Annotated in this window: 15 protein-coding genes; 7 read left to right on the plus strand and 8 right to left on the minus strand. The window is 50.3% G+C overall.

Annotation, left to right across the window (positions count from 1 at the left end):
- On the minus strand, positions 1–918 hold the full coding sequence (locus MPAL_RS03870; protein ID WP_012617439.1) for an ABC transporter ATP-binding protein: 918 nt from the start codon (positions 916–918) through the stop codon (positions 1–3).
- A 255-nt stretch (positions 919–1,173) separates the two neighbouring features.
- Between MPAL_RS03870 and MPAL_RS14225 the strand changes: the two genes are divergently transcribed.
- Both MPAL_RS14225 and MPAL_RS03880 read left to right on the plus strand, forming a co-directional pair.
- Positions 1,174–1,863, plus strand: coding sequence for a hypothetical protein (locus tag MPAL_RS14225; protein WP_012617440.1), 690 nt, complete (start codon positions 1,174–1,176; stop codon positions 1,861–1,863).
- Positions 1,864–1,919: 56 nt separating this feature from the next.
- Entirely contained in the window at positions 1,920–2,618 is a 699-nt protein-coding gene (locus MPAL_RS03880; RefSeq protein ID WP_236610423.1) for a winged helix-turn-helix transcriptional regulator, read from the plus strand.
- A gap of 653 nt (positions 2,619–3,271) precedes the next feature.
- Here the strand turns inward: MPAL_RS03880 and MPAL_RS15675 are convergent.
- Positions 3,272–4,207 carry a hypothetical protein gene (locus MPAL_RS15675; protein WP_012617442.1) on the minus strand — a complete coding sequence of 312 codons (936 nt, stop codon included), beginning with the start codon at positions 4,205–4,207 and terminating at the stop codon, positions 3,272–3,274.
- Between the two features lie 416 nt (positions 4,208–4,623).
- Complete coding sequence (locus tag MPAL_RS03895; RefSeq protein WP_012617443.1) at positions 4,624–6,060, minus strand: cache domain-containing protein; 1,437 nt, start codon at positions 6,058–6,060, stop codon at positions 4,624–4,626.
- Between the two features lie 44 nt (positions 6,061–6,104).
- Here MPAL_RS03895 and MPAL_RS16125 point away from each other — a divergent pair, with 44 nt between their 5' ends.
- A complete protein-coding gene (locus tag MPAL_RS16125) occupies positions 6,105–6,272 on the plus strand; it encodes a hypothetical protein (protein WP_158303622.1) in 168 nt (55 codons plus the stop codon).
- Positions 6,273–6,382: 110 nt separating this feature from the next.
- On the opposite strand, the gene MPAL_RS03900 is transcribed toward MPAL_RS16125, so the two are convergent.
- Entirely contained in the window at positions 6,383–6,946 is a 564-nt protein-coding gene (locus MPAL_RS03900) for an HdeD family acid-resistance protein (protein ID WP_048145160.1), read from the minus strand.
- 616 nt (positions 6,947–7,562) lie between these two features.
- Here MPAL_RS03900 and MPAL_RS16130 point away from each other — a divergent pair.
- Entirely contained in the window at positions 7,563–7,718 is a 156-nt protein-coding gene (locus tag MPAL_RS16130) for a hypothetical protein (protein ID WP_012617445.1), read from the plus strand.
- Between the two features lie 222 nt (positions 7,719–7,940).
- Here the strand turns inward: MPAL_RS16130 and MPAL_RS03905 are convergent, their stop codons facing one another.
- Together MPAL_RS03905 and MPAL_RS03910 are read right to left on the minus strand one after the other, a co-directional pair.
- A complete protein-coding gene (locus MPAL_RS03905; protein ID WP_012617446.1) occupies positions 7,941–9,950 on the minus strand; it encodes an ATP-dependent helicase in 2,010 nt (669 codons plus the stop codon).
- Entirely contained in the window at positions 9,943–11,814 is a 1,872-nt protein-coding gene (locus MPAL_RS03910) for an ATP-dependent nuclease (RefSeq protein ID WP_012617447.1), read from the minus strand. The genes MPAL_RS03905 and MPAL_RS03910 overlap by 8 nt, the downstream gene beginning before the upstream one ends.
- A 423-nt stretch (positions 11,815–12,237) precedes the next feature.
- Here MPAL_RS03910 and MPAL_RS03915 point away from each other — a divergent pair, with 423 nt between their 5' ends.
- The gene (locus tag MPAL_RS03915) at positions 12,238–12,612 is read left to right on the plus strand and encodes a class I SAM-dependent methyltransferase (protein ID WP_052292186.1); all 375 of its coding nucleotides are present in this window, start codon (positions 12,238–12,240) and stop codon (positions 12,610–12,612) included.
- Between the two features lie 150 nt (positions 12,613–12,762).
- Here MPAL_RS03915 and MPAL_RS03920 read toward each other — a convergent pair whose 3' ends face one another.
- Positions 12,763–14,868, minus strand: coding sequence for a M3 family metallopeptidase (locus MPAL_RS03920; RefSeq protein ID WP_012617449.1), 2,106 nt, complete (start codon positions 14,866–14,868; stop codon positions 12,763–12,765).
- 234 nt (positions 14,869–15,102) lie between these two features.
- Complete coding sequence (locus MPAL_RS03925) at positions 15,103–15,975, minus strand: hypothetical protein (protein ID WP_012617450.1); 873 nt, start codon at positions 15,973–15,975, stop codon at positions 15,103–15,105.
- Positions 15,976–16,138: 163 nt separating this feature from the next.
- Between MPAL_RS03925 and MPAL_RS03930 the strand changes: the two genes are divergently transcribed.
- Both MPAL_RS03930 and MPAL_RS03935 read left to right on the plus strand, forming a co-directional pair.
- Positions 16,139–16,858 carry a respiratory nitrate reductase subunit gamma gene (locus tag MPAL_RS03930; protein ID WP_012617451.1) on the plus strand — a complete coding sequence of 240 codons (720 nt, stop codon included), beginning with the start codon at positions 16,139–16,141 and terminating at the stop codon, positions 16,856–16,858.
- Positions 16,815–18,080: a (Fe-S)-binding protein gene (locus MPAL_RS03935; protein WP_148208127.1), complete on the plus strand. Its 1,266-nt coding sequence runs from the start codon at positions 16,815–16,817 to the stop codon at positions 18,078–18,080. The genes MPAL_RS03930 and MPAL_RS03935 overlap by 44 nt, the downstream gene beginning before the upstream one ends.
- The last annotated feature ends 58 nt before the right edge of the window (positions 18,081–18,138 follow it).

The following is an 18,138-nucleotide window of genomic DNA, read 5'->3' on the forward strand; positions in this document are numbered from 1 at the left end:
TCACTCCGCCATCCGGTAATATGAGAGGAAGGTCTCTTCAAGCGACAGTCCTTCGCGGGAGAGCCCCCGCAGCCGCACGCCGTTCTGTGCGAGGTGGCCGGCGAGGTCGTCCCGTATATCCGAGCGGGCGATGAGTACGGCCGTGCACCGGTCGTGGTCATAGTTCATGCTGATGAGATCCGTGTGGTGGAACTCCGGTATCGGGTCCAGCGTCTCCACCCGGATTGTGATCTGGGATGCAGACCGGTCGGACAGATCCCGGGCAAGGTCCTGCCAGGAACCCTGGGCCACCAGTTTTCCGGCAGAAAGGATCCCAATCGAGGTGCTGACTCTGCTGACCTCTTCGAGGATATGTGAGGAAACGATCACCGTCTTCCCTTCGCGGGCAACATCCCTGATGATCCGGCGGTAGTCGGCGACGCCCTGCGGGTCGAGGTTCGCGGTCGGTTCATCGAGGATGATGACGGACGGCTCGTTGAGCAGGGCCTTGGCAAGACCGAGGCGCTGGCGCATCCCCTTGGAATAGCCGCTGACATGCTTGGTCACGCCTTCAAGACCGACGAGGGGGAGCAGGTCGCTGCAACGCTTCGCACAGGTGCGGGAATCCATCCCGTACAGTCTGCCGAAATAGGTGAGGTTCTCTTCAGCGCTGAGCGTCGGGTAGAACCCCACGTCTTCCGGCATGTACCCGATCTGCTGCTTGACGGTGATCGGGTCGCGGGCAACGTCCAGCCCGTTCACCAGGCAGCGGCCGGCGGTCGGTTCGATAAGGCCTACCAGCATCAGGATCGCTGTACTCTTCCCGGCGCCGTTGGGGCCGAGCAGGCCGAATATTTCTCCATCCGGGATTGCGATGGTCAGATCGTCGACCGCCCGGACGCCGTGATATTCTTTTGAGAGATGTTCGAGTTGTATCATGGTTGTTCTCCTGGCCGGAACGGTTCCGGTCGAATGGATGCACGCCAGTTCGCCAGGAACTTAAAAAGGAGTTGTCGCACAGGTCTCTACATGTCAGACCGCCGAAAAAGAACTGTGCCAGAGCATTTAAATGCGACAGAAAACCCGTACTCAGATTTTTTCTATTTTTTCCACGGTTCCGGTTCCTGCCGCACCCGCAACGTGTAGAGACTTGTGCCAGATACTTTATTTATCGTCCGCACTTGATACCTAAGCATGCATTACCGGACGGTTATAGGGATCTGGATACTGGCTGCGGTGTGTATCGTCCCCATTGTAACTGCATTCCCCTCTGTGAATGCATTCTTCGTGGAACCCACGAGAGAAACGGCCGTCAGGACCGGAAATGTAACCGTTATGACAGAGGATAACCTTGGATCATGGGAGAAGACCAACGTCGTTTATGTGGGGGGCGACGTCTTCGAACTTCCGGCGAATGCGGTATCGGTATCCAAATCGGACGGTGTCGTCTATGTTTCCATGGCTACGACCTCTGATTTGAATCCCGTGACCTTTCCCCTTCTTTCAACATCAAGAGGGGAGACCGGGTATGCCGTCAGTACCGTCACGGTTGTAAAGGATGGGAATCCACTGCTCGTGAATGACAAGGCCTTTTCTGTGATGCCTTCAACAGCGAACTATTATGCTGATGAGGTTCCGGCGGAGAAGCACCACGAGTGGGTCGACCTTGACTGGAGAGATGAAACAAAGGATCTCAGTCTTACCGTGTACGCACCGGATGCGACCTTTGGTCCCTTTATGGATATGGCTGACGGTAAAAAAGACGGTCGGATATTCCTCGATGTGAGCAGCCAGCTGAATGTGACGCCCGGTCACTGGTTCTTCAAGATCCAGAATAGTAACCCGGACCGAACCGATTATACCCTGAATACCTATTCCGTGTGAGTGAACCCATGAGACCATTCCCTGTTTTTTTCCTTGTGGCGACGGTCCTTCTCCTCATGCTGATTGTGCCCTTCGTCTCTGCCCAGGAATATATCGTGCAGTCGGGGTACGACAGCCCGGTGACGCCGGATGCTGAATCCCGGGTTCCGGTCCCGGTTCCATTCTATGCCTTGCCTCTCTGGGTGATACTCGCCCAGCTGGTGCTTGTCCCTTATGAACTCCTGTTAACGATAAAATTCTGGGCATATCTGGGGATTCGGCGGATCTCGAGCGCCAATGTCCTCGACCAGGAGGTTCGGGCACAGATCTACGATCATATCAAAAAGAACCCGGGGATTCATCTCAGAGGACTTGCCGGCGAGATGGAGATGAAGATGGGGACACTGCGGTATCACCTGAATATCCTGCGGATCACGCATAAAATCGCAGTCAGCGAGGATGTCGCTTCGGTCAGGTTCTATGAGAATAGCGGAACTTATAGTCTGGAGGAGCAGCACATCCTCAAATACCTCCGTAACGAGACGACTCGGAAGATCCTGTCCGTCCTCATCGACCGGCCGATGGTGACCAGGCAGGAGATTGCCGATGCTGTCGGTGTCTCCGGGCCGTCCGTCTCATGGCATATGAAGAGGCTCGAGGATGACAACATCATCACAACCCGGCGCGAGGGGAGAGTCACCGCGTACGAGATCCCGGTCCCTGTCGCCCGGTATATCAGCCGGCAGATCCAGACGCCGGTAAGGGCGAACGGATAGGGCTGATGATCTCAGACTCTGTTGAAACCCTCAAAAATCACCATTTTTCCCGTCATGGTATTGAATGACGAAGGAGTCTTTTCCTCCTCTTCTCTGAGTCGTCTTATGGAGAAGGGTCTCGGATTTCTCCCTCATGATGATCAATCACGAGGGTTTTTCCAGGTGGAACCGACGGGATCTGGTATGATCAGTTCCTCACCGCACTTCCACGCCAGACTCCCCGCTCCCGATCCACCTAGATTTGTCGACGGCCTCGTTCATGAAGTTATTCGTCCTGGTCGTCTCCGGACCGGAAGGCCGGTCAGGTTCCTTGTGATGACCCCGGTGTTTGCGGTGTCCTGCATTCCGCGGATCGTGTCGACGCTGTTGGGATTAAATTGGGAAAAAATGGTATAATTGGAGTATTTTTCTCGGCGTTAACGGCCCGGATTGATTCTCCTTCCGTTGGAGATCCCTGAAATGTTTAATTAGCATCAATTGGATGCAAGAAGTGACCCGCGGACGTGCGAGGGATTTGGGGTTTGGGGGGGATTGGGGATCCCCGTCCGCCCCCCGGTATCCGGAATGTCAGAAGCATGGAGAGGACTGTGTTGCCGGACCAGCATGTTCCTGCTCATGCTGGGTCCGCACTCCATATCCATGCAACTGCTCATTCACTGAGGAATCATCATCTGGAGATCGCCCATGGACTTCTTCATGCGGGATCCCATGCAGCCGGATGCCATGTCCGGGACCATCTTGCATATGGACTCTCGGAACTGAGCCATGCACCTGGACATCATCATCACACAGTCGCTCATCGGCTTCATCATGGCTGCGTCCATGCACATCGACTCAGTGCACTTGGAATCCATGCACTTGGAGTTCATGCACATGCGGTCCATGCACTCGGACATCATGATCATGCAGTCGCTCATGGCTTTCATCATGAGTGTGTCCATGCTTTTTGATTCCATACCCTTGGGCATCATGGTCATGCAGACACACATGGACTTCATCATGGGTACCATCATCTGCATCATGCCCATCGGTGCCATCTCCATGAACTGAGTCATGCACTGGCCCATCATCATCATGCAGTCGCACATGGGCTTCATCATGGAAGCATCCATGCACTCTGACTCCATGCACTGGCTCATCATCATCATGCAGTCGCACATCGACTTCATCATGGATGAGTCCATGCATTTTGATTCCATGCAGGTGGACATCATGGCCATGCAGTCCTCCATGCCCTTCATCATGTCCTTGTCCATGGACTTTGCCTCCATGCAGGTGGACATCGTGGCCATGCAGTTCTTCATGGACATTGCCATGGCATCGTTCATCGGCATGGTCATGGGCGCCATCATCATGCACTGGGACATGCACCGGTCCATCAGGGTCATGCAGTCGTTCATGGACTTTGCCATGGCGTCGCTCATCGGCATGTCCTTCATCGAGTTCGAGGTCATGCACTGGGACATGCACTGGGACATAACGGCCTGGAGATCGCAGAGTGCTTTTTCCATGCGCATATCCATACAGTTCATCATCGGGCTACAAGTGTTGTTCAGGTCCATTTCGGACTGGTTCATCATTGCTTTCATGTGGTCTTCCTCAAACCGAAATTTTCGGTTAAGAAATAGATAAATTACCAGGAGTATAAACGTATCTGCGCGTCCGTTTCGATTTTGAGCAATTATAGGCAAGTATTGCCGGTAGTATAATAATCCTGTAATAAAAATTGGGGCCTGCGGAAATGTGGCTTAATTTTTTATTACTTGTGAGCATATTACGGGTAGGAAAATTATGCCGTCCGCGCCTAGTTGGCGGAAAAAGCGGGAGATCCCCTCGGGTCTCTCCTGCGAACGCTTTAGTCTTCCTGCCCCGCGTGTCTCCCTCAGACTTCCATCCCTCAGCCACAACTCCCGGTTCATCTCCTCCGCTCATCGGAATCATCACTCCCGAAAAGGTCTACTTGATCGACCTGAAACGATTCTCTCGACTCCTCTTCACCATCTCCTCACCGTACTTCCACGCCATACAATCCGCTCCCGATCCACCAGGATTCGTCGACGGCCTTCTGATAGATCAGTTTCGGTATCAGGGTCGTCCCGTTCACCGAGGTGTCGGGGAAGAGTGCATGGGAGAACCCGGTACCGTTCTGCATGGCTTCGAGTCCGACCTTCGTCGTATTCATGCCATAGCGATCGAAGTCGTCGATGAAGTTCTTCCCGATGCCGGTTTTCCAGTAGGGGTCGGCGAGGACCGTGCCGTCGGTCGACTCCGCCCAGACGGAGAGGTTGCCCCTGACAAACGGCCCGTGAGGGTTGTCGATCGCTGCGAGGGTCTTCTCCTTCCCGTTCGCCTGTGCATAGGCGACGGCCTCGTTTACGAGGGCGTAGACCTCAGTCCTGGTCTCGTTCCGAACAGGGAGGCCGGTCAGGTTCCCGGTGACGACCCCGGTATACGCCGGATCGATGATCCCGGCGAAGAGCCACCAGGTGTTATTCACCGGCTCCATATAATCGATCTTCGGGAGATAGATGTCCTTTCCGTCCACGGTGACCCGTGCGACCGTGTAGAGGAATCCCCCTCCGTTTCTCGCGATCTCCCGCATCCCGCGGATCGTGTCGACGCCGTCGGGGTCCTGGTAGTTGATCAGGTTGATTCGGTTCGCCGCCACGTCGGCGGCGTAGGGCGGGCCGGCCAGGGTCGTACCGTTCATGTCGAAGGCCATGACCGCGAGCTGTCCACGGATGGTGGAGCCGTTCGGGTCGTTGAAGGTGGCGAGGGCCTTCTCTCTTCCGTTCGCCCGTGCAGAGGCGGTCGCATTCCTGATATAGGTGACCAGGTCGTCGACGCCGGGCTGCTTCCCTGACATGTTCAGGACGACCGAGGGGTAGATATCGGCGTCGGAGGCATAGATCCCGGCGCCCACATAGTAGGTCCCGTCCACGTCCTCGACGACCGAGAGTTTGGATTCGACCGTGGCGTTCTTCCCGGGGTTCGGATAGGCGTAACTCACGAAGCCCCGGCCGAAGCGTGCGGTCTCCTCGAGGTTCCGGACCAGCGGGGTCCCGAAGGAGTCGGTCATCCCTGATATATTGGTGCCAACGATCCCGGGCTCGAGCGGCTCGGCGAGGGCGGTCCCGTTGTAGTCCTCGGCAAAGATGTAGAGGTTGCCGGCCACGAAGGACCCGTTCGGATTGTTGAAGGCGGCGATGGCCTTCGCCTTCCCGTTCTCGCGAGCGTAGTCGGCCGCCCGGTGGACGAAGGCGATCAGACCGGTGGTGTTCGTGATATTCGCCGGCGGCGATGGGTAAGCGGAGACGCCGGTGGTGGTTCCGGCGGGTGGCGATGTTGCGTTCACTGCCGGCTGGGGACTCTGGATGCAGCCGGCGGCGAGGATCATCATGACGAGCATGGATGCGACGATGAGGAACTGACGGACGGTCATGAACTGGGGTTGTGCCGGTGAGGGGAAAAGGGTTGTGAAGTTGGGTGGAAGAGACCCTGGAGAAGGGGGAGTCTTACCATGAATGGACCGATGTGGTCTCCTTCCCCGGCATGATCTCCACCATGGATGCTCAATCCCGTATCCTGGAAGTCGGGGCCGCCATTGGAATAATAAATATTTTTATAGCAGCCGGTGAACGGTCGCTTCGTTGATCTTTCAGACGCCCGGGTTCAGGACGGCGATGATTCCTCTTCCTCGATGATAATTTCCGATCCTGATCCCAGCGGGATGGGTATTCTGACAAAAAAGGGTAAATTTTAGTTTACAGTGAAGCCTGTGCTTTTTTGATAAGGAACGAAACGAATATCGTGGATATTCCTACCAAGATCGCAAAGATCCCTGCAATAAAGGGGAGTGCGATTGCTCCTGCATAGGGGTAGGCGAGGAGGATGAAACCGAAAATGATGCTCAGCAGACCAAGAACACCTGCCCCGGCATCCTTCTTTACGAAGGCTTCGTATAACTTGGTACCTCCGATAAGAAGCCCCCAGAATCCAATCAGGGTGGTAAACACCGTCAGGACCAGAAGCGAACTGTAAATCGGGTACGACATGATACCAATTCCGGCTATTATACTGATAACTGCCAGGAATGTCTTCCATCCCCAATTCGATCGGTCCGTGAAGAGACTCGCCAGGGTAAAAATACCTCCAATTAACCAGTATACTCCGATGAAGAGGATCAAGGTAAAGGCGGTGGCCAGTGGCGTTGTGACCAGCATGAGCCCGACGATCAATGCCATTATTCCCCAGATCAAGATGAGCCACCATGACATGCTGCCGACAACAGCTGTCATTTCAGCGCTTGTAGATATGTCTTCTTCCATATTACCAAACCAATGTCCATATTGTCATTGCATATTTGATTAATTTTGGGATAAATTCATGGAAAAAATTCGACACACTCGCGATACGAACGAATATTCTTCATTTGTCTGGCGAAACGTTCGGTGACACCCCGGTTACGGTGGACGTGGGGTTGAATCGATCGTCCGTCCTCTCTTGGTCTCCTGCGATTATCCGGATTGACCGGGATCATCGTCTTCATTCCCTGTCTGCGATCGCTCGTTCTGATCGCACCGGAATCATATCGATCGCTCACTGGAAATGGGAACCCCTCCCGTATTCCGTGCTTTCGTCACGATGGTCCGATCAGTGAGGATCCCGAAGCCCTTCGCGTGGACTCATACCGGGGCATCATACACCCCGGTCTGGAATAACTCATACACAGTCCGACAATCAAGGCGCTTGTTGCGCTCACCGGGCAGCTGTTTCGCCGTAAAGACCCCTGTGTCCGCTGCCCATCCTCCATTAGAAGGATCTCGACCCCTTTCCCATCGGACTTCGCGGGCGTACGAGAGACCGACCGTGCCGGCGTCCCCTTCCCAGGAAGCCGGCACTCGATACGATCGCCCGGTCGTCCCTGCACAACCTGGGGGTCACATGCCCGCTTCCCGGAATTTTCTTCCCCGGGCATCGGCTGCCTGGTGCACGAAGGCGATCGGGGCGGTGGTGTTCGTCACCTTCGCCGGCGGTGACAACAAGACGGCGGCGGTCGAGGTAGCCCTGGCGGGGGACTCTGGATGCAGCCGGCGGTGAAGATTATAAAGACAAGGACGGAGGCGACGATGAGCAGCGGATAGATGGTCATGAATGGGGGTTTTGCCGTTGAGGAAAAAAAGGGTTGTGAAGTGTGGTAAGGTTCTCTGTTTGTTGTTACAGTTGGAAGATCCTTATATCACATTTTTTGTTGGTGATAAAAGTTCAAAAGTAAATATGATGAATAATTTGGTAGATGATTTGATGATTTAAAAAAGGAGTTTAATTAAAACTAAACAATGATTCTTCATTCCTAAAAGGGCCCGCTGGGACAAATCCATATTCTTTTAATTTCTCAATTTTATTATGATCTTTGTAATCTTTTTCAGGAATTGCCCAAGCAAGTAAAAATTTTGGACGTGAACTGGCAACATATGCTAAACGTGCTGATTCACCTTTGGCATTTTTTATGTTAAGCCAGTCTTCCCAATATCCACTACCTTCTTTTGATGACGAGGAACGATCAGATGAAAACAACAGAATTGCATCAAATTCTTTTCCTTTTGCAGAATGGATTGTTGATACTTGGATTGATTTCTCAGAGTTTAATTGCGGTTTATTTGTACCAATTGTATCTATCACCCTCGAATCTTTTTCATTATTAGGAGCGGATTTAATCTTGGATTTATCAAATCTTGATGAATCTATCCAATCGTATTGTGTTTGATAATTTTCGAGTATTTTAGGAAAAATACTGTTATAATTATTTTTCCAATCTGTCCATTTTTTTGAAAAATCTGCAATTACATCTGATTTGTTGCAACTTTCTAATACATTTGCTAAAAAAATTCTCCATTGATAATTTTTAATTTCTCTTGGACAATGATAATTTCGATAATTAAGATCTTTGTCGAAAAAAAGATTTGCTGCAAGATATTTTCCTATCAAATTTAACGACTCTATTTTCAATCTGATATCCATTTGAGACCAGAAATAAATCGCAATTGGGGGGACCTTTGCTTTTGGAATGTTGGATACAACTTGTCCGAGTATTACTTCCTTTCTTGAGTTATTCCTTACTAAAATTGCAGATTTTTTTACATCATAATTATTTCTCGATAAATAACTTTCAAATAAATTTGATATTTCTGGAATTGTATCTTTTTTATAACTAAAAACTAAGCAATGGTCTTGTCTGGGTTTATCATCTTCTCCTTTTATATCTTCAGTATTGTTAACAATTTTGCTACAAGTATCTACGATTCTCTGAACACTTCTAAAATTTTTTGTTAACAAAAAAACTTTGCTTTCTCTTTTTTGAGTGAGTTGGGAATTTTTTTCAAAATTTACGTTGTTATAATTAAAAATTGATTGATTGATATCTCCGACAAAATGAAAAACAGTTCCTTGATTTTCCAATAAATTAAAAATTTTAATTTTTATTGGTGACATATCTTGGTATTCGTCTATTATAATATGATTAAATCGACCTACGATTAATTTGCATATCTCTATATTTTCTTTTAATAAATTATAACAAATTATTTCAGTATCCTGATGAGTAAGATATCCAGATTTCCAAAATTCCTGTTTCATCCGACTCAATTTCTCTACTAATCCTGGGGTTAGGGAGGAATTATTTCTGATTGTATCGGTGGGAATATTTCCAGAAGAGAAATAGATCTTATCGCATTCAGGATTCATATAATACTGATTTGCAAAAATTTTGCCACCTTTTTTAAATGTGGGGGAAAATATAGAAAATTTTCGATTTTGTAAAAAATGAGCCTGGCTGGAATTTTCAATTATTTTGATGCTCCGATCTTCATTATCCCCAGGATAATGGGTAATCAGATGAGCAAATGGGCTTAAAATATACCCATATAACCAACTATCAATGGTTCCTATGAAATGGGGATGAGAAATTCCTGATGAGCCATTAAATTGGAGAACTCGCTCGATTATTACATCAACTGCTGCATTAGTAAATGTAAGAACTGCAATTCCTCTCGTTTTTTTTTGCCATTTCCCGATCTCATATGCAGTTTTTAAACCAACAACTTCAGTCTTTCCACTTCCTGGACATGCCTTTAAATAACTGTTTTCATTTAAAGAATGTACGATGAATTCAAGTTGCTCAAGTGTTTTTTCTGCAATCCTACACATTTTATAGTTTTTACATGGAGAATCTGAATATCTATGAAGTAAATAACAATCATCATGAGACAAGTGATGATTATAACATAGTATCGATGAAATTTGTTGAAATAATTCTTCTTTTCTTTTAGACATTTTTTATCTCACAAACCCAATTAATCGCGTCTTTGATATATTTAGGAATTTCAAATGATGTACAATCTTTCAATAATAAATCTGCGAGTTCTTGAGCATATCGTCCCTTTCCGATTTTAGATGAATCGATGCGAAGAAGTAATTTTTGCGCAACTATCTCTTTTGTATCACGGGAAGCGTCTTCCCATTTGACTTCTAAATAATCAGTGAACTCTTTCCGAATTGGTCCGTTCGTATCTAGACATTTTAAGAATATTTGGATCATAGGAGTAAGATTCCCTCCTTCCAATGCCAAGTCATATTCAAAGGTTTTTAAATTTGAAAATATTCGAGAATTCTCAGATTTATTTATACGATTGACCAATTGAAGTATCGGGTTGTTTCCTTCAATTGGTTCTAGATGTGTAGAGTTTGAAGGAGGGTCATTATCAGTAATTCCAACGCACCTCAATGGAATTGAAAATGCGGGTTGAGAATCTTCATTAATATTACAGAATAGTTGCATGAAATGCTTAAAATTAATTCCGTTAATATTTATCACAGAAATTCCCTGTTCTTCCAGAGTTCCAGGTAATTTTGTCTTATATTCACTATTATACTTTTTTATCACTCTCTTTGCTAGTTCTGGAATTAGCATCGCTTCAGCAATCCCTTCAACTAATATTACACCTTTTGCAAAAAAAATAGTTGATTTGGTTGCGTCAAGCCATCTTGTAAGAAATGCTTTACTTGGAGAAGGAAGTCCACATTTTCTAATGGGTGTGGCAATTGTTTTCCTATCTTTACTGAACGATAAATGAATAATGGCGTCAATAGAAACCGCTGAAGCGAGTACAGGAGAGTGAGTTGTAATAATTATTTGAATGTTTGAATTTTCTGTCTCTTTCTGAAGATACTTCAGTAATTTTATCTGTAATTGAGGATGTAAATGCGCTTCAGGTTCTTCAATAAGTAATATTTTTAAAAATTCTGGTTCATCGGATTCAACTTCTTTGATAGGTCTTAATTCTGCAAGCACAGTTGCTAGATAAATCAGATTGTTGTATCCTAAACTATTTTCTTCAAGACTTCTATAGTTGAATTCTTGTCCATTTTGGTTTATTTCTGGAAAGAAAAACAATCTTAGATTTTCAATAATTCTATTAATATTTGTTTCTGAAAATTGTATTCGGGTATCTTGCCCAAAGACAGTTCCAATCGCATTTTTAAGACTATTCTTGATCAATTCATTAGCTTTAAAAATGGGTTCATTCTTGTCATTTACAATATCATTATAGAATGAATTCACTTTTTCTTCAATTTTTAGAGATTTTCCGTCTCGTTTTGCTTTTAAAAATTCTTCTTTATTTAAATTCAATATTAATCGTGCTAGACGGGATCCACGGCCTTCGCGTAATTTTGCTTCGGCATCTCTCAACGGGGGCAAATAAATACAATTTATCAGTTCAACAAGTTCTTTTTCATATGGATTACTTTGCGATACCCCCCCCCAAATTTTCCTATTGTATCGTCCTCGATTATTTTGAGTGTCATCAATCACCAATGAAAGCCGAGCCTCATTTTTGTCTTCTCTCCAAGGTAAAAATGCAATTTCTTCGAAATCAGATAATTCGTCAAAATGAGCAACAATTTTAATTTTATTTGAAGCAACTGAATCTTTGACGAATGGTCTATGAAAATCCTTCTCAGAAATCCCTGATCGTCCGTATTCATCTTCTGAAAGTATTAACCGAATTGCATCAATAATCGAACTTTTTCCAACCCCGTTCTCTCCAACTAGAACATTTAGACCCGAAGAAAAACAAATCTCAAAATTTTCATTAAAATTTTTATAACCCGAAATGGAGATTTTTTCTAAAAACATAAAACTCCTCAATTAATATTAATAATTGAATTTATGGCATTTGCGTTTTTGTTTTTTAAATTGTTATTTTTTAAGACATCTTATACCAATTCTTGAAGATGGGTGCGGTATCTGCGCCAGGATCCTCTGCTAACCCGGCGGGATCCGGTCGAGAACAGGTCTGCAGCACTAACGTTGGAACAGCCGGCGCCGTCCCACTGCCGCATTGGAGATGGAGTGCGGAAAGGAGACTAGATCTGGCGATTCAAGTTCTGTGTGTTCATCTTATGTTTTGAAAGATAGAAACCACAACCTCCTTGGAATAGACCCGGCTCTGACTTTTGATGCGCTCACCTTTATCGTCTCTCATACCTTTGTGGCTGATCCAGATGATCATACAACCACCCACAAAACACTCATCCCCCGCCGGCAATGAAGAGAGCGATGACTCCTGAGGAATTCTTCTACCATGTCTTCGAATCCCTCCGCCGCCTGGGCCCGGGGTGCACCGGTGCGACATGGAAGGCCTGGTCGTACCTCCTTCCGGTGGACGCACAGATCCTCGATATGGGATGCGGAACCGGAGCCCAGACCCGGGACCTCGCCGGCCTCTCCGCCGGCACGATCCCCGCGGTCGACACCCACCAGCCGTTCCTCGACACCATCACGGCATGGGCAGATCGGGAGGGGATGAGCGAACGGGTCCGGACCGTCAACCCCTCCATGGACGACCTCCCGTTTGAGACGGACAGTTCGATCTCATCCGGTCCGAAGGTGACATCTGGAATGTCGAACACAACCATCCCTGGCCAATCGTAGAATCAGAAAGGTCGGATGTCGACCAATTGTGGGATCGGATGCGTTTGTTCGCTTCCCCAAGTACGGGTAAACCTGAATTTGAGAAAACCTGACGGTAGAATCAGTCAGGTTTCAGGCATTATTTCTTAAAATTTTAAAAATTGTAGTGCTTTACGTCCCGGATGCAGGCTGCGACATATGAATCCCGATGTGCCGATACAGAGCCTCCATGTCGGGTTCCTTCCCCAGGAAATTTTTCAGGAGCACGCTGCCGTCCTCCATGTTACCCCGGGCAAGTATCTCCTGCCGGAACTTCATGCCGGTGGTCTGGTTGGTCATCCCGTCGCGTTTGAATGTATCAACGATGCTGAGAGCGTACACTTTCGACCACAGATAACTGTAATACCCTGCATCGTACCCGTCCATGATATGGTCGAACGATGCAGGTTGGTGCGTCCCTGCAAGCTGAGGTATGCCCATTACCTCCTCGTAGGTCTGGTATGATACCTCTGTCACGTTGACCGGTTCTGCAGCCGTGTGGAAACGCATATCCTCCAGTGATTTCTCCATACGGTTGCTGTAATCACTTCCCATGGAAGCTTGCTGTGCGGCAATGACCCGGTCGCGGAGGTCCGCGGGGATCTTCTGGGAGGTATTCGTATAGTGGCCTGAGATGGATTCCAGCAGCTGAGGGTCCCAGACCCACTCCTCAAGCGCCTGTGAGGGAGTCTCGACAAAATCCCACTCGACACTGGTCCCGGACATCGTACCATAGGGCGCGGTGGTGAGAAGACTGTGCATGGCATGCCCGCTTTCATGGAAGAGCGTCTCCAGATCGTAGGGGGTCAGGAGCGAGGGTTTGTCTCCTGACGGGGCCTGGAAATTTGCAATAATTGCAGCAACCGGGACCTGATACGAGCCGTTGTTCTGCCTTCCTTTGATAACATCGGACTCGGAGAACCACGCATCCTTACCGTCCCGCGGATAGAGATCGAGATACAGGTACCCGACCGTGGCGTTGTCGGAGAGGTTCCTCACACGGAACAGGCGCACTTCGGGCGACCAGACCGGGGCACCCTTCACCTCATCGAACCCGATGCCAAAGAGGGTGCCATAGATCGAGAAGAGGCCCTGCAGCACGTTGTCCATCGGGAAGTATTCCCGGACCTCGTCGTCGTTGTACGCATACTGCTGTTTCTTCCGGATCTCCTGCAGGTACATAATATCCCAGGGATCGACCGTCGTTGCCTGGGGATCGAGCCCTTTCTTGATCGCTAGAAGTCCTGTGAATTCTTCCCTGGTCTTCTCCCGCAGGGGTTCTTGTAACGTTGTGAGGAATGTCATGACCGTGCCGGTGCTCTTCGCCATCCTCCCGTCCAACTGGAAGTCGGCCCAGGTGGCATACCCGAGTTCCTGCGCAATCTGCCGGCGGAGATCGATAGCCTGTTCAAGGAGGGCGGTGTTCGCCTCTGCCTGCCGGTTAAAGTAGGCGGCATACATCTTCTTCCGGGTTTCGCTCCTGTCGGCGTTCGCCATCACGGAGGTGTAGTCAGGGTATTTCGTTGTAACGATGCAGGTTCCCTGCGGTGTCTTTTTGAATGTGGCGATCGTTGCTGCCGGGACGCCGGTCAGTTCCTCTTCCGTGAACTCAAGCGTGGTAGTGTCGTTGTTCAGGTTGAACAGGTACTGTGATTCAAGAGAACTCAGGTTCGCCCGCATCTCTCTGACCCTGGCCAGCCGGTCGTCCGGAAGCCTCAGCCCGTTGTGCTCGAATTCGCGGATGGTCTCGTTATAGAGCCGGACTTCATCCGGGGTTTGCGGAACCTGACCCTTCAGTGCACTGTACAGGTCGCGCCGCGTGGTCACTCCATTGAGAAAGATCTGGGAGGATGTTGCGACCTCACTGCCTTCAGCGGCGATGGCCGGATCCGGATATACATACCGCATCAGCGTGAGTGGTCCGATCGCATCGTTGTAATCGGATAGTATCCGGTCGTACGCAAGGAGGGTGTTCTCGACCGTACGCTCCCCGGGGGGAATGGCGGCTATAGCATTGAGTGAGGCAGTAGCCTCCTCTTCTGCCTGATCATTGATCCTGGTAATCTCTCCGGTTGAATACCGGGTCTGGATTGGTGCTGCCGGTGTCGTGCGATTCTGTTCAGAGTCTGCCGATGTGCCGTCCTGGAGGCATCCTGCGATCATCAGGAGGGCAACGAGGAGCGCAACTACGCCGGCAGTTACTGGGTAATACCGGATGGTCCTGAGTCGTGGAGGCATGGATGATCAGTACCATACCTGCGATGTAACGGAGGATAAATGGAGCTGGATGGGTAAGAGCCAAAGGGCCCCCTCTGATCGATCCCCCGCCAGATCGGCACCGGTCTGCCTGCGCCGCAACCTGAGGATCTGGTCTGGACCGGATACTATCGGATTATCTGCATGGATGCCGGCATGAACGTGAATTGTGGACGAACGAAAAAAATAGGGGGAACACTGAGAATCGTCGGAATATTATCTCCGGACGCCGTTCCAGAGATACGTAGCATTATTCTGGACATATGCTCCGTCTTGTGTGTAAGTCCATGTTCCAGTGAAGGAATTTCCGTCGGCTGACAGTTCAAATTTCATTGGTCCGCCATATGTCCCGGTTTTATCGTTCTCAGACCAGGTGCCGTTCAGCCAGGCTCCCTGTACGGTACCCGTAAGTGAACCCGTGTAATTTCCCGAGGCATTAATGTACGTCCCGGTCACCGATGAGCCGGTCTGGGTGAAGGTAATGTCGTCCCCGGCTGTCAGGTTTGAATTATCCTCAGAAGTCCATATCGTGCTCCACATGCCGGACCAGGACTTTTTCTCGGATGCTGACGCGGCTGCTGGTGCTGTCATGGTGGCGGGCACCATCACACCATTCCAGAACTGGGTGGTGTTCTTCAGGGCATCTGCACCATCAGCGGTGTTTACCCAGCGGCCGGTGAACGAGTTCTTATCTGCGGATCGATTGAATGCGAAGAATCCGGAATACGTCCCGTTGGCGTCGGAGTCGTGCCAGATACCGGTCAACCTGCCTTCCTGCACCGTTCCATTGAGGGTACCTTTGCCAGCGTGATAGGTCCCGATTACGGAAGAACCGGTCTGCGTCAGCGTAATAACTTCTGTGACCGCTCCGTCCGTACCGTTACTATAGGAGGTATTCCAGGTTCCGGACCATGACGGGGACTCTGGAGCCGATACGGCTGGTGTCGGTACTGTCGGAAGAGTTGTCATCGGAGCCGCGGTCGTGGCAGCGGGTGTTGCCGGTGTCGTACCGGGGGAGCTCGTGCAGCCGGCAGCGAACAGCATGACACAAACAACGCCGGCCAGAATAATAACTGGTATTTTTTTCATAGGGCGATCTCCTGAATTTTGCTCTCAATGGTAATGTAATTATCTCTGGCGAAATGATGCTTACAACACTTGCAGGCTCCTCCAGCCATCCGACTGACCCTGAGTTCTCGTGGAGCGTAATGATAAATGTCCCGGTGATAAACATTTTTACAGCAGCATTTTTATGGCCGTCCACTCCCTGAACCTGGATTATATGTACTGGCCCCTGATCGTGGTATCGATTATCGTCTGCATTGCCGGCACGTGGCTCATGGCAGTTTCCTGGGGGCACGGTCGACCCGGCCGGTTCCTCTCCGCATGGGTCCGCGAGGCGTTCCGCGACGGAGCAGCGGTATTTTTTCGGACGCTCGTTCTCGATGTATTTCTTCTCCGCAGGGTCTGGAACCGGAGCAGGCGCCGGTGGGCCGTGCACATGTCGATCTTCTGGGTCTTTGTCATTCTGGGCGCCTTCACGCTCGCCTCGGCTCTTGCCATCGTCCTTGCTCTCATCGACCCGACCGGTGCAGGTGGGGCCTTCTTCCAGTACCTCCAAAAACTCAGCCTTCCCTACTCCCTGCTGGCGTACCCGCTCGTGCTTGGGTCCTCTGTTGCACTCGCACGTCGGGTTTATGTTAAGGAGGTCCGGGAACGGACCCGGTCCCATGACTATCTCATCCTCATCTCCGTGTTATTAATCGGGCTATCCGGGATGTTCGCAGAATGGTTCAGTGGATTTGATCTCTTTATCGGCACGTCCCTGATCAACTGGGATCTTGCCCTTGTGATCCTCATGGTGCATATCTACGCATCCTTCCTGCTCTTTATCATGCTCATCCCGTTTACCCGGTTCCGGCATATCCTTGCAACCCCGCTCCTGTTGCTCGCCCGAAGGGGAGGCGACTGAGATGGGCGGGCAGGACATCAGGAAGATCTGGTCCCGTCACTTCTCCCCCCTCCAGATGCTGGAACTGGATGCCTGCACCCGGTGCCAGGAATGCGTTGATGCCTGCCCGGTGGTCCGGGCGGGTTATCCCGATGGCGCGATGGAACGAATAGCCGGCTGGAGGAGGCTTGTGACCCCGAAAACCAGGATTCTCTCCCGCTTGACCGGCACTCCCATCGTTGAAGATGGCGAGGCAGCACTCTTCTCAAGTCTGTTCCGGTGTACCTCCTGCGGTGCCTGTTCCGTTGTCTGCGAATCTGGGATCGCCACAGTCCCGCTCTGGGAATCGATCATGGGTGCAGGACGGGAGATGGGATTTTTGGATCCTGCGATCGAGCAGATGGCCCGTACTATTATTGATAAAAAAAGCCCGTATGGCGACCCACGTGCAGACCGGGTTGCATGGATCCCGGCGGGAATCCCTGTTGCCGATGCAGCGCCGGTAGCGCTCTTTACAGGATGCACGGTAGCGTTCCGGCAGCCGGAGATCGGGCAGGCCGCCCTGCGGATCCTTGCAAAATCCGGAACAGAATTCTGCATGGTACAGGAGGAGTCCTGCTGCGGTTCGTTCCTGTTTCGGACCGGTTCGTCGGAGGAGTACGCGGGGACCATCCGAGCCATGATCGAGGATCTCAGGGCCAGGGGTGTCAGAACCCTTCTTGTCACCTGTGCCGGGTGCTTAAAGACGATCACGGTCGACTGGCCCCGCGTGTACGGGAAGGAGCTGCCGTTTGTGACCATGCCGTTTACCGCATTTGTCCGTGAACTTATCCGGCAGAAGAAGATCCAGTTCAGACCCACACCGCACCTGCGGGTCGTGTACCATGACCCCTGTCATGCCGGCAGGCACCTGGTGCACCACCTGGGACCTGATCTGGCGTTTGAGGCGCCCCGTGATCTGCTCCGTGCAATGCCGGGGGTCGAACTTCTTGAATATGAGAAGAACCGGAAGAACCAGGTCTGCTGCGGTGCTGGCGGGGGCACCAAGACCCGGGACCCGGAGCTGGCCATCGCGATTGCAAAAGAGAAGATTTCCGCTGCAGACCGGATGGATGCCGGTATCCTCGCCTCGGTCTGCCCGTTCTGCCGGAGAAACCTTGAGGATACGCGTGTTATTGTGGGATCATCTATCGAGGTGCTCGATCTCATCCAGCTGGTTGACCGGATGATGGATTCCCCGTAAGGCAATCTCGCGGACGGAACAGGGAGGCTTCCCGTGATCGCTTGACAGCCCCGGCACC

Origin of the sequence: Methanosphaerula palustris E1-9c (assembly GCF_000021965.1) — an archaeon.
Lineage (GTDB): Archaea > Halobacteriota > Methanomicrobia > Methanomicrobiales > Methanospirillaceae > Methanosphaerula > Methanosphaerula palustris.